The sequence below is a fragment of the Colwellia sp. Arc7-D genome, from assembly GCF_003061515.1.
Classification (GTDB): domain Bacteria; phylum Pseudomonadota; class Gammaproteobacteria; order Enterobacterales; family Alteromonadaceae; genus Cognaticolwellia.
The window spans coordinates 4,259,600-4,273,560 of record NZ_CP028924.1 but is presented as its reverse complement, the minus strand read 5'-3'; the positions used below and the strand labels follow the sequence as shown (position 1 = coordinate 4,273,560).

Here is a 13,961-nt window from a genome sequence, read left to right as displayed (position 1 = left end):
AGATAAATATTGTTTTTATTTTCAGCTTTTGTTCTAATAGCTAAGTTTTAAATCGAAACTTTTAAGAGTGTAAACGAAAGCAATGTCAAAACGAAATACCCAACAGCGTCGTCATACCATAATTGCAGAGTTAAGCAATTTAGGTGAAGTAAGTGTTGATAGCCTTGCAAAAATGTTTGATACCTCAGAAGTTACTATTCGTAAAGACTTAGCTGTTTTAGAAAATAGCGGTTTGCTACTACGCCGATACGGCGGAGCTGTGCCTTTACCGCATGAAATTACCGAACCTAAAACTGAAAAGCTTTCGAAACGAAAGATAATAATAGCAAAAACAGCGGCATCGCTTATTCGTGATCATAACCGCATTATTTTAGATAGCGGTAGTACAACATCAGCGCTTGTGCGTGAGTTAAGTGCTAAACAAGGTTTAGTGGTTATGACTAACTCATTGGCTATTGCGTCTGATTTACATGCGCTTGAAAATGAACCAACATTATTGATGACCGGTGGAACTTGGGACCCGCATTCTGAATCATTCCAAGGTCAAGTGGCCGAAAGTGTATTGCGCTCTTATGATTTTGATCAGTTATTTATTGGTGCTGATGGTATCGATTTAGCCCGTGGCACAACAACATTCAATGAGCTTTTAGGCTTAAGTCGCGTGATGGCGGAAGTATCTCGTGAAGTTATTGTTATGTTAGATTCAGAAAAACTTAATCGAAAAATTCCCAATTTAGAATTACCTTGGGAAAAGATTCACACGTTGATTACAGATGCAGATATGCCTGAAGACGTGAGAAGTGAAATAATTAAACAAGGCGTTAACCTCGTTATCGCCAGTTAAAAGGACAAAGAATATGTGTGGAATTGTAGGTGCTGTCGCACAGCGTGATGTAGCAGACATTTTAGTAGAAGGCTTAAAGCGATTAGAATATCGCGGATACGATTCTGCAGGTGTTGCCATAATTGATAACAATAACAACCTTATGCGCGCTCGTCGTTTAGGTAAAGTGCAAGAGCTTGCCGATGCATTACATGCTAATCCAATTGCTGGCGGTACAGGTATTGCGCATACACGTTGGGCAACTCATGGTGCCCCAAGTGAAATTAATGCTCATCCACATGTTTCGTCTGAAACTATTGCTGTTGTGCACAATGGCATTATCGAAAATCATGATAGTTTACGCACGCGCTTACAAGGTTTAGGTTATGTTTTTACTTCAGAAACCGACACTGAAGTTATTGCACATTTAGTTCACCATGAATTAAAAACTGCTGATAGTTTGTTAAGTGCAGTGCAAGTTACGGTAAAACAATTAGAAGGTGCATACGGCACTGTTGTTGTAGACACGCGCGATAAAGACCGTGTTGTAGTGGCGCGTTCAGGTAGCCCATTAGTTATTGGTTACGGTGTCGGTGAAAACTTTATCGCCTCAGATATGTTGGCATTATTACCCGTTACTCGTAAATTTTCGTTTCTAGAAGAAGGTGACGTTGCCGAAGTTACACGTTTTGAAGTTAATATTTTTGATACTGACGGCAAGCCAGTTGAACGTGAAGCGAAAGAGTCTGAAGTCAGTCACGATTCTGGCGATAAAGGCGAATACCGTCACTACATGCTTAAAGAAACCTACGAGCAACCAACAGCGATTCGCAATACTTTAGAAGGTCGCTTAATGGGCAATGTGCTAGATATCCAAACCTTTGGTGAGGGTGCTGATGCTATTTTTCAAGAAATTGAGCACGTACAAATTATTGCCTGTGGTACCAGTTATCATTCAGGTATGGTGGCGCGCTACTGGCTAGAAGCCTTAGCCGGTGTTTCATGTAATATCGAAATTGCCAGCGAATTTAGATATCGCCAATCACATGTACCGAAAAATGCATTATTAGTAACTATTTCACAGTCGGGCGAAACAGCGGACACCTTAGCGGCTCTTCGTTTAGCCAAACAAATAGGTTATCGCGCTAGTTTAACTATATGTAATGTTGCTGGTTCTTCATTAGTGCGTGAATCTGATTTAGCCTTTATGACTAAAGCAGGTGCTGAAATAGGTGTAGCTTCTACCAAAGCTTTCACTACCCAACTTGTGGGTTTATTAATGATGACCCTCGCTATTGGTCAGCACCACGGCATGTCACAAGAGAAGCAAAATGAAATTGCTCAATCATTAATGACATTACCGAATAAGCTTGAAGAAGTATTAGCACTAGCGGGTTCAATTGAAGACTTAGCTGAAGATTTTGCTGATAAGCATCATGCATTATTTTTAGGTCGTGGCGACCAATACCCAATCGCGATGGAAGGTGCACTGAAGTTAAAAGAAATTTCATATATTCATGCTGAAGCTTACGCAGCAGGCGAACTTAAACATGGACCATTAGCGTTAATTGACGCAGAAATGCCGGTTATAGTTGTGGCACCTAAAAACGATTTAATTGAAAAATTAAAATCTAATGTTGAAGAAGTACGTGCTCGCGGTGGTTTAATGTATGTGTTTGCTGATGCCAGTGCTAACTTTAGTAGCGATGACACCATGAAGGTTATTAACGTCCCCGTATGTGATGATTTAATTGCTCCTATCGTATATACATTACCGTTACAGTTATTGTCTTACTACGTTGCCATAATTAAAGGTACCGATGTTGACCAACCACGTAACTTAGCGAAAAGTGTCACGGTTGAGTAACTTGATACATTAATCACATAAAGTTGTGGTTTCTAAATAATATTGGAACTTCTTAAATAAAGTAGAAATTCCTAATTGATAATGAAAGCGACCTACTCTTTTTGAGTGGTCGCTTTTTTTTTAATTATCAGAATGTAAAACCCTGTCACCGTTAAGCACTGGACGTTATGGTTTGGAACACTACGTGCTAAACAATTAGATCTATGTAAAGACAAACGATTAACGCACTTTAGTATGCTGAGTTAGTTCGTATAGCTAAATATTTTTGATTAAGAGCTTCAGATGAAGATCTACATAGTTTAGCAACCTAATCGAGTCAAAAGAAAGAATCACTAAGCCGCCGGGCACCCCAAAATAAAAAAGTAGCTGATGTATTAGATCTGATGTCAGCCAACTTAATGTGTCGACTACTGTCGCCATCAACTTATCTAAAGTGTACTTAAGTCTCCTATCTTATCCTCAGCAAATATATCTGCATTTAATAATACTCGTAACGTCTAAAAATCATTCATTCTCATTATGCATCCGAAATTAATTTTTCAAATTCGCTTTCCATTTTGAATCGCAAAATGCGAATCATAATCTTCAATCAAGCTCCTGTTCAAGTTGGCTGCTATTTTTTCGATCCCTCATAAAAATAATTTAAATCCTTTCTATTCATATAGATAAGCCTGATAAAAAAAGCTCTGATTAACCATTTTTGTTAACTGGCACGGTAGTTGGGTAGTAGTAGGTGTAGATGCAAAAAAGTTACTAAGCATAAATCGAAATACACAACATCAGATCAAAACAAAATTTAGGAGTCTTATTGTGAATATAAATGACAATCAGCAATTTGTAAGAAAAATCAAATATGCCACTTCAGGAAAGTGGGCAAACGCTTTATTAACCGTGGTGTTAATGGCTTGGGTCGGTAACGTTGTAGCGGCACCTAAACTTCAGGGAAACCTCGAAGCCCTTCTAGTGGTTGCAGATGAAAACGGAAAGGAATCTTTTCGTGCTGCCGAGGCAGTTCTCCCAGGACAAGTTATTGAATATCGACTGCTCTATTCAAATGAAGGTGATGAAGTAATCAATAACCTGAAAGTTTTGGGACCTATACCTGAAGAGGTTGAGTATGTAGCTATGAGTGCTTCTTCAGCATCAAATGCAGAACTCGAAGCCTCAATTGATATGGGGATCACTTGGAGTTCTGAACCTTTGTATCGCACCGCATTAGATGCAAATGGTAAAGAGGTTCAGGAAGTTGTTCCTCCTTCTCAGTATCACCAAATTCGTTGGAGTTCTTTTGACGAATTAAAACCCGATGACTCTTTTCAATACACATACCGAGTGCGCGTAAAGGGCAATTTAGATCTTTAAGTGTCATGGAATAAATAATTTAGTAAGTACAAAACCTAGCCAATAAACGAACTGTTAAAAACAGAAAGAGGTAACAAAATGAGAAAATATAATTATCACAATACATTCAAGCGGAGTGCCCTGACAACAGGTATTCTCGCTGCAGGGGCATCGCTTTGCATGTCCACTACTGCTATGGCGGCTGCACCTGCAGCTGGCGCTGTGGTCGGTAACCAAGCAACAGCTACCTATACTGATGGCACTAACGAGACACGCACAGCGACATCTAACCTGGTTGAAACAATCGTTAAGCAAGTTGCCGGTGTTGATATTGAAGCTGACACTAGCAAATTGGTTGCTGTTGGGGGCACGGTATACTTCCCTCATACAATAACCAACACCGGTAATGGTAATGACATTTATGACCTAACAGATCTGGATGCTAATACCGGTACTATCACCTTCAACAGTCTTGAAGTTTATGCGGATGCTGATTTAGATGGTATTCCAGATGACTTTAATCCTATAAGCGTCACCCCAGCAATGCTGGCCGGTGAAAAATATGGGATTGTAGTTGCTGCTCAGGTTCCTTCAACAGTAACTTCAGCCGATGTTGAAACACTCACAATTGAAGCAAAAAGTCAGTTTGAACCAACCATTCTTGATTTCAATACAGATACGATCAGTGTTTCCGACAATGCGGTTATTGAAGTCACTAAATCAATGAGCGTGTCATCAGGTCCATCGCCAAGTTTAGCTGCATTTGATGTGGTGTTGACGTATACCAACAGTGGTAATGCAACAGCAACCAATGTGACGTTAAAAGATATTCTGCCAGAAGGAATGATGTACGCCAACAATAGTGGTAGTTGGAGTGGCGCTACCAATGGTGTTCTAACTGATACTGATGGTGCAAATGATGATCCTTTAGGAATCGACTATTCGTACGAAAGTGTTGCTAATCCAATTGCAGGGGAAGACATTCAAGTAGTTATTGCATCGGTTGCACCAGGCAGCAGTGGTACAGTTACTTTCAGAGTGAGCATAGATAGTGACTTGTCTCCAGGCGATATCAATAACTTAGCATCTTATGAGTATTACGATGGTGCTGCGGTACTTGCTCCAGTAAATACCAATACAGCTACTTATACCGTACTTCAGTCAGCAGCTGTTGTAGCAACTGACTCAGAAGGTACAAACAGTGCTTCAAATTCTGACGATGATGGTTCAGCTAACGATGTAGTTACTGAAATCGATGCGGCAAATCAAGGTGGCACCATTAAATTTTCCAATATCATTATGAACAATGGTAATGGGATAGATACCTTTGAATTGGCCGTTGGAAACAGCACCTTTCCGGTTGGAACTAGCTTTCAGCTTTATCAAGCAGATGGCTTAACGCCATTGACTGATACAAATGGTGACGGTGTTCCTGATACTGGTCCATTGGATTCAGATGTAACTAATGTCTCCACTGACGACGAACTTGAAGTAGTTTTAGTCGCTACATTGCCGATTGGAGCTTCAGGTAACAACAATGGTCTTGGTTATGATGTTGAGCTAACGGCTACTTCAGCTGTAGATCCAACTCAGTCTGATTTTGTCACTGATCATTTAAATGAAATTACTGCTAGCTCAGTCGATTTAACGAATGATGCGGCATTTGGTGATGCGGGTGCATTAGGTGAAGGTGTAGGCCCTGAAACGGCTGCTGTTAGCACTAATACTATTGAGCCAGGTGAGCAAACAAGCTTTACTTTGTTTGTTGCAAATACCAGTGCTGTAGCAGATAGCTATAACCTAGCTTTTGACGAAGCAAATGATTTTACAACTCCTACACTGCCAGAAGGTTGGTCAATTGTTTTTACTGACACTAGCGGGAATGTGATCACCAACACTGGTGTAATCAGAGCCGGTGAAAACCTTGAAATAACAGCAACTGTTTCTACACCTGATGGTCAGGCTCCGGGCACAGTTGATATTTACTTTCGTGCTCAGTCTTCAACATCTGGTGCATTTGACATAAAACATGACGCCGTAACTACCAATACTTTACGTTCTGTTGAGTTGAATATAAATGGTGCTGGTCAGGTTTTCCCTGGTGGTTCTCAAGTTTATCCACACACACTAGTTAACAACGGAAACGTTGCAGAAACTGATGGTTCTTTAGTGGCAACTAACACTGATTCAAACAGCGGTTGGGCATCGATAATCTACTACGATTCGAACAACAATGGCGTCATTGATGCAGGTGTTGACACAGTTGTAGATGATATTAACGACTTCGGTGGTATTGCTGCTGGTGGAAGTGTTCCTCTATTAATTAAAGTCATATCTCCAGCAGGCGCTGATCCTGGTGAAACTAATGTTTCTACTTTGACTGCAACTTTTTCAGGTGGCCCAACCGATAGTGCAGAGGATATTACCACTGTCATTACGGGTGACGTTGTACTGAACAAGCAGCAAGCATTAGACGCAAACTGTGACGGTATTGTTGAAGGCTCTTTTGGCCCTAACGTCTTGGCTGCATCTCCAGGTGAGTGTATTGCATATCAGATTATCGCTTCAAACAGCGGTTCTGAGTCAGTAACAAACTTAAACATCAATGATTCCACACCTAACTTTACGAGTTATGAAGATTGTTCTGACGCTGCTGGTTCTTGTCCTGCATCAGTATCTTCTTCAGGTACTGGAGCATTGAATGTAACTGCGCCAACCAATGGTTCAGCTGGAACGGTAGTCGCTACTATTTCAACGCTAAATCCTACTGAAAATGCTTCGCTGACGTTTACCGTTCAGGTAAATGATAACCCTTAAGGAGCAAGTTTACTCCTAGGTAAATTGGGGGCGGATTTCGCCCCACTGCGAACAACAATGAATAAGCCTCGCTTGGCAGTTAACAAGCTGCAAGCGAGCATTCTCACTCACAAAAAACATTCGAAGGAAAGTAAGATGAATCACTACAACGTAAAAGATGACCATACTAAAGCTTGCAGACAGAAAATTCTGTCGGCTTTAGTATGCTCATTTGTTTTTATTGTTTTGGTAACATTGCTTCCCTCTGCTTTAGTGTCGGCATCTTCTGGAAAAATGTCTAACATGCCAATGGCAGGAAGCACTATAGTTAACCAAGCAACAGCATGGTATTACCACACCAGATTGGGTGGAGTTGAATCAATTTCATCTAACACAACGACAGTTAATGTAATGCCTGTAAGAGGATTCAAATTAGAAAACGATCGACAACAACATAGTACTCAAGGCAATTGGGTAGTAATGAGTCATCGCCTGACCAATACCGGCAATATAGAATCTCTATTTGAGATGTATTGTGAAAATGGCGATAACGATGAATACAATTTGTTAGGTTTAGTCATTTATATCGACACTAATAGTAATGGCGTCATTGATGGCGCAGATATTAAATATGAAGTGGGCGAACAGTACATGTTGTCGCCTAATGCAAGTCTTGATTTATTATTGACTGGTCAAGTGCCAACAACCAGCACAAAAGGTATGTATGCAGAAGCTTATCTGGCGGCATTTATTCCAGAAACTGAGCTGATGTCGAGTATAATGGATACTGTTTGGGTGGAAAATGGTGCTGTGTTACGTTTTTTTAAAAAAAGTAACCAAGAGGAAAGAAAACCTGGCGAGATAATCGAATATCAATTAATCGGTACTAATGTGGGTAATGCGAGCATGGACCCTTTTGAGGTGATTATTGATGACAGTTCTGATCGTCGCGTATTAATTCGCGATAATATCCCACTTAGTACCCAGTTTGAAAGTATTCTAGAAGCTGGCACATCTCAAGTTCTTTATCACCTAGCTGGTACAGGTGAACACGTATATCAAACTAAACAACCTAGTAATAAAGGCATGATTGATGCTGTTGTTTTTGCTTACCAACAAATCCCTGCTGGCTACAGTTTTGATGTCAAATTTAGCGTAAAAGTGAATGAAAATGGTGGTAATGATATCAATAATATTGCTACTTCTTACTTTAATACTTTGGATGAAACGTTTGTTGTAGACAGTAATAAAGTTGTTGTTGAGCAGCCACCAGCGCCTGCTGAAATTGATTTCATGAACTCTGCATTTACCGGAACACAAGAAATTATAAACGCTGGTGATATGTTGTATTTAAAAGTAGAAGCAGCGGCATGTAACCTTGATGCCAGTGTCGCTGAGAGTTACCCCATAGATTTGCGCAGCCAGCTGTCAGGCGACTTGGAAAGAGGCTTTTATATTACCGAAACTGGACCAAACACAGGTACTTTCGTGGTTAAAGAAATACCTACATTAGCCTGGCCTGAAAATGAGCAAGTAGACAACAACTTTAATGTTGAAGTAACTCGTAATGACTTTTTAACCGCTCGTTGGGATACCTGTCCTGGTGTGCTATTGGAGACCCGATTGTTAGTTGACCCAGCTGGCATCGTATTTGATTCTCGTAACAATCAGCCAGTGGCTAACGCTCAGGTAGTTTTGCAAGGAATAAATCCTGATGGCTCCGTTTATGTACCTGAAGTATTTGATAGCGAAATGAATTTAATAAACAACTATTCTATGACCGATGCTAATGGTTATTATGAATTTCCGGTAGTCCCTGAAGGTGAATATCGCTTATTAGTTATTTCACCTGACGGACATCAATTTACGTCTACGTTTATGCCTGAAGATCTTTCTCCTGAACGCAGAATAGATGACTATGCATCTTATTTCGGTATGTTTACAATGAATGGAGTAGCCGGTCCTATCTATTACGATATTCCTCTAGATCCGGCTGGATTGACAGGATTGTTCGTTGAAAAATCTGTTTCACGTAATGTTGCGGCTGTCGGCGAAACTGTGCTTTATACCGTAAAAGTAACCAATAACACGATCTATGATTTATTTGATGTAAATATTGATGACTTTCTCCCTGATGGGTTTATTTATATGCCCGGTACGAGTTTGCAAAACGGCGAGTTGATTGCAGACCCAACGATTACCGATGGTTCACATATGCAATACAATGTGAGTTGGTTTGTGCGTGATACTTCAATCACATTCACTTATCGCACTCAGATAAGAAATAGTGCGCTACGAGGTGACGGCATCAATCGAGTTCGCGCCATTAATGACAACGCTGAATCCAATGTAGGCGTTGCCCAAGTCAAAGTCGAAGATGATGTGTTTAGTGATGAAGCCTTTATTATTGGTAAAGTGTATATGGATTGTAATCGTGACCGTATGCAGGGAATCGAGGAGCTTGGCATCCCCGGCGTTCGGTTATATCTGCAAGATGGTAGTTATGTTGTCTCGGACGTCGAGGGAAAATACAGCTTTGCTGGCTTACAGGCTAAAACTCATGTGCTAAGTATTGATAAAACCACTTTGCCAAATAATGCGGAAATGGTAAATCTGTCTAGCCGCAACGCTGGTGATGCTTACAGCAATTTTGTTGACGTCAAAAGAGGTGAACTCTTCCGCGCGGATTTTGCAGAAGGTTCTTGTACTAAAACTATGCTTGGCGAAGTTAAAGAACGTAGAGCACAGGGCGCTGTTCGTGTTGCTGAAGTTGAAGAAAGACTGAAAATAAACCTAAAGACAGATCCAGAAACTACCATTAGCGACCGTCGTAGTTTACCCAGTAGTGGTATTGTCAGTGGTGAAAGTCAGATGACAGGATTTAAGTCGCTAAACAAAAAAGCAACACTACCAACTAAGTCACTTATTCCTTCAAGTGCACCGGCAAAAGGCGACTCGGTTGACCTTGGAGAGTTAATTAAGGGACTTGATGCAACGCTCGGTTTTATAGATTTGAAAGACAATGATACTTTGGCGAGCAGCCAGCTTAGTATTCGAGTGAAAGGTGTTGCTGGAGCCGCACTACAATTAAGTGTTAACGGCGAAGTTCAAGACGCGAACCGTATTGGCCAGAAAGTGGTGATGAGCAGTACCGGTGTCGAAGCTTGGGAATATATCGCAGTGCGCTTACAGCCCGGTAAAAATGAGCTGAAATTGGCTCAACTTGATCAGTTTGATAATCAACGTGGCGAAAAAATTATTCAGGTTTCCGCTCCTGGTTCACTTGGCCGACTGGTTATTTCTAGTGAAATTGATGGTTCTCCAGCTGATGGGCATACTCCCGTTGTTTTAGCCGTGTCTTTAAAAGATGACAAAGACTTACCCGTATCGGCAAGAACGGCAGTTACACTAGAAAGTACATTGGGAGTTTGGGATGTAGAAGACCTTGACCCTAAAGAATCTGGCATTCAGACCTTCATTGAAGGTGGTACAGCACAGTTTGAATTGTTACCGCCAGATATGCCTGGAGAAAGCCTGATACGGGTTAGTAGTGGTATCACGGAGTCCACATTTGAACTGGATTTTTTACCTGACCTACGCCCATTAATGGTATCGGGCATCCTTGAAGGTGCTGTAGGAATGAGAACATTAGGTAGCGATGAAGTTACTCCTGCTTCTAAAAATGATGGTTTCGAAGAAACTATTGGTAGCTTTAACTTTTCCGGCGGAGATAAACTCGAAAAAGGAGCGCGCGCAGCATTATTTTTGAAAGGAAAAATTCTGGGTGAGCATTTACTTACCTTATCTTATGATTCAGATCGTGACGAGAATACTCGACTTTTCCGAGATATTCGTCCTGATGAGTTCTATCCTGTGTATGGTGACTCTTCAATTAAAGGCTTTGAAGCCCAGTCAACCAGTAAGCTATTTGTTCGCGTTGATAAAGGTCGTTCATACCTCCAGTATGGTGATTTCAGTACCAACACCAATAATGAAGCCAGAAGGTTATCAAATTTCAACCGTACTTTTAATGGCCTTCAGGGACACCTTCAAACCTCTAAAGTTGAAGTTAATGTATTTGCTTCGTATGACTACACTAGCCAGGTTGTTCGCGAATTCCAAGGTAAGGGAATTTCCGGTCCCTACCCTCTGGATAATCGTAATATGGTTCGTCAGAGTGAAATTGTGGAAATACTGGTTCGTGACCGTGAGCAGCCATCGTTAGTTTTATCGACTAAAACCTTGACCCGATTTGTAGACTACAGTTTGGATTTCTTTAGCGGTGATCTAGTTTTCCGTCAGCCAATTGCAAGTATCGACGCGGATTTTAATCCAGTCTATATCCGCGTTAGTTTTGAAGTAGATAGCGATCAAAAAACACATTGGGTTTATGGTGCAGATGGTCAATTCCAAGTAACAGACCAAGTTGAGGTTGGGATTTCTCATATTACCGATGAAAATCCTGAAAATAACTATCAACTAAGTGGTGCAAATACAACGCTAAAAGTAACCGATAACGATACCTTAATTGTAGAGTATGCACATTCTAAAACCGATATAGAAGGCGAAGGTTATGCAGCTAGGTTGGAATGGAAACATAGGAGTAAAAAGTTAGATTCACGTATTTATGCAGTAAGAAGTGAAGAAGATTTTATTAATCCTAATGCATCTGTTCGCTCTGGTCATGATGAAGCCGGTGCCCAACTTAGTTATAGAATCAATAAAAAGAATCGCTTAGAGAGTGAACTGCGTTTTACCGAAGATGTAATTACAGAGGATAAACGTCAGGGCGGCAAACTGTCTTTGCAAAGCCAATTGATAGATTCGGTAAGCCTAGAATTAGGTATGCGCTATGTCGAATCTTCGACGGTAGCAAAGAGCGATAATGAAAAATCGAGTAGTAGAGCATTGACCAGCGGCTTGGCAAAAATAACCTGGCAACCAGAGTCTATGCCTGAGGCGAGTATGTTTACAGAGTACGAGCAGGATCTGGCTGACTCTGATAGCAATCGAGCGCAACTGGGTGGTGAATATCAGGTCAGTAATCGAGGACGAGTTTATGCACGTCACGAATTGATTTCAAGCAGCAGTGGTGAATATGGGTTGGATGCTTCTGCTCGAAATAATAGCACCCAGATTGGACTCGATTTTGATTATCTAGATAATGGCCATGTGTTTAGCGAATATCGGGTGCGAGATGTTATTAGTGGAGGTGAAGCAGAGGCGGCTATAGGCATTAGTAATACATGGAAGCTAACCGAGGGTCTTAGTTTAAATTTGAGTTCTGAGCAGGTTCGTTCGCTTGAGGAAAGTGAAGAAGGTGAGAGTTTAGCCATTACAATGGGGCTTGATTATTCTGGTTCTGAGCGCTGGAAAGGTACTGGTCGTATGGAGGTGAGACGCAGTGAAACTTCTGAGAGCTTATTAAACACCTTCGGCGTGGCAATGAAATTGGATCATAGCTGGTCAGCTTTATTACAGAATACTCTGTCGATTCGTCGCAACTTAAATACCAGTGACAAGCTGACTGAAGACCGTTTACGTACCGGTATTGCTTATCGAAGTACAGATACCAATGAGTTATCTGGTATGGGGCGTTATGAATACAAAATTAGAGATGATGAAACCCAAAACACCATGCGCAAAGCACACATATGGACTACCCATGCTAACTGGCACCCTAGTCGTTCACTGACCTTAAGTGGTCGCTATGCGGGCAAATATGTAACAGAACAAGGCATCGATTATCGCAGTGATCACACAGCACATTTAATGAGTTTACGTGCTATTTACGATGTTACTGAACGTGTAGATGTATCGGTGATGGGAGGAGTGATCACTTCTGACGGTTTTAAAAACCAAAACAAAATGGCTGGTATCGAAGTGGGTTACTTATTAACCACTAACCTTTGGTTGTCGGCAGGTTATAACTTTTTTGCAGTGCAAGACAAAGAGCTACCCGATAGTGATTACAGCAGTTCAGGAGCTTATGTTCGCTTACGATTTAAATTTGATGAAGATGCCTTTGATTGGCTTAAATAAACATGGGCAAGGAGAAATATATGATGACTAGACTTTACCTTATTTGGCAGAAAACTCAGCAGCAACGGGCATTGATACTTATAGCCACAGTAGCTGTGTCTATGCTTAGCAGTTGCTCTAACACTACTAGATTGGTTGATGAATCAGCAAGCATCGCATTTGAAAAAGGCGTAACGATTACTGACAGTGCCTATCAGAACAGTCTAGAAAACTTGCACGCTTTACAAGAGCGTTTGCACAGACTAAGGATTGGAAGTACCACAATCAATAACTATCAACTTTGTAAAGCCAATGCTTGGCTTGATATGGCCTACACTGAATATACTGATAATGACAGGACGGGCGTCGCAATCGAAGCAAGACAGGAAGCTGAGAAAATTATCCAAGGGCTTGAGCAAGGTACAAAAAATCGTCATTACGAAACACCTATTTTAAATGCTAGCCAAAAGGTAAGGAAAGATCTTTGGCAGTTAGTGGATCAATGGCAAGACCGAAAAGACAATCAATGTGTCTCTTGCGATTTAGCGCGTTTAGAGGTCCAATTGGTTTGGGTCGGACATGAATATTTCGAACAGGGCTGGCGACACGCTTTAGCTGCGGAACAACAAGCCGAACGATATGCTCGCACGTTACTTGATAGCCAATCTCAATGTGTTCAAGCCGATATTATTGCAACACCTAACATGCCTAAGTTTGTTCATTTTTCGCTTGATGAACACCGTATTGATGATGTTTCTAAAAGCATTGTTAGAAGAATGGCAGAAAGCTTGCTTCTATATCCAAACCACAATATTCTTTTAATAGGTCATGCCGATTTTAGAGGGGCAGATCGTCATAATCTTCGGCTTTCTCAGCGTCGAGCAGAAAGTGTCGCCAAGGTGTTAACCGAATTTGGTGTCGAAAGGCAGCGAATTAATATCAAAGCCGTAGGTAGTTTGTTCCCTGTTCAAAAAGGAAACAGCCTTGAAGACTTAGCACGTAACCGTAGAGTGGAGTTGATACTTTTACCAAAACAATCAAAGCGTAGCGAAATCTCATCGGTTGATTTGAAAGTAGAGCCGTCAACCAAGTTAAAAAACAACGAGTAGGATG

Annotated in this window: 6 protein-coding genes; all 6 read left to right on the top strand. The window is 41.1% G+C overall.

Annotated features, from left to right (window positions below; translation table 11 throughout):
* Positions 1–82: 82 nt before the first annotated feature.
* The 6 genes from DBO93_RS18500 (at position 83) to DBO93_RS18475 (ending at position 13,957) form a co-directional block, all read left to right on the top strand.
* Positions 83–844, top strand: coding sequence for a DeoR family transcriptional regulator (locus DBO93_RS18500; RefSeq protein WP_108457655.1), 762 nt, complete (start codon positions 83–85; stop codon positions 842–844).
* A 13-nt stretch (positions 845–857) separates the two neighbouring features.
* Positions 858–2,690: a glutamine--fructose-6-phosphate transaminase (isomerizing) gene (gene glmS / locus DBO93_RS18495; RefSeq protein WP_108457654.1), complete on the top strand. Its 1,833-nt coding sequence runs from the start codon at positions 858–860 to the stop codon at positions 2,688–2,690.
* Positions 2,691–3,500: 810 nt separating this feature from the next.
* Positions 3,501–4,052, top strand: coding sequence for a DUF11 domain-containing protein (locus tag DBO93_RS18490; protein WP_108457653.1), 552 nt, complete (start codon positions 3,501–3,503; stop codon positions 4,050–4,052).
* 78 nt (positions 4,053–4,130) lie between these two features.
* Complete coding sequence (locus DBO93_RS18485) at positions 4,131–6,848, top strand: DUF11 domain-containing protein (RefSeq protein WP_108457652.1); 2,718 nt, start codon at positions 4,131–4,133, stop codon at positions 6,846–6,848.
* 135 nt (positions 6,849–6,983) lie between these two features.
* A complete protein-coding gene (locus DBO93_RS18480) occupies positions 6,984–12,869 on the top strand; it encodes a DUF11 domain-containing protein (protein WP_162533834.1) in 5,886 nt (1,961 codons plus the stop codon).
* Between the two features lie 20 nt (positions 12,870–12,889).
* The gene (locus tag DBO93_RS18475) at positions 12,890–13,957 is read left to right on the top strand and encodes an OmpA family protein (protein WP_162533833.1); all 1,068 of its coding nucleotides are present in this window, start codon (positions 12,890–12,892) and stop codon (positions 13,955–13,957) included.
* Positions 13,958–13,961: the final 4 nt, after the last annotated feature.

What these genes read in the sequence shown, in the direction of transcription:
- DBO93_RS18480 (WP_162533834.1), top strand. Translation starts at nt 6,984, where the DNA reads ATGAATCACTACAACGTAAAAGATGACCATACTAAAGCTTGCAGACAG.
- DBO93_RS18475 (WP_162533833.1), top strand. Translation starts at nt 12,890, where the DNA reads ATGATGACTAGACTTTACCTTATTTGGCAGAAAACTCAGCAGCAACGG.
- glmS (WP_108457654.1), top strand. Translation starts at nt 858, where the DNA reads ATGTGTGGAATTGTAGGTGCTGTCGCACAGCGTGATGTAGCAGACATT.
- DBO93_RS18485 (WP_108457652.1), top strand. Translation starts at nt 4,131, where the DNA reads ATGAGAAAATATAATTATCACAATACATTCAAGCGGAGTGCCCTGACA.
- DBO93_RS18500 (WP_108457655.1), top strand. Translation starts at nt 83, where the DNA reads ATGTCAAAACGAAATACCCAACAGCGTCGTCATACCATAATTGCAGAG.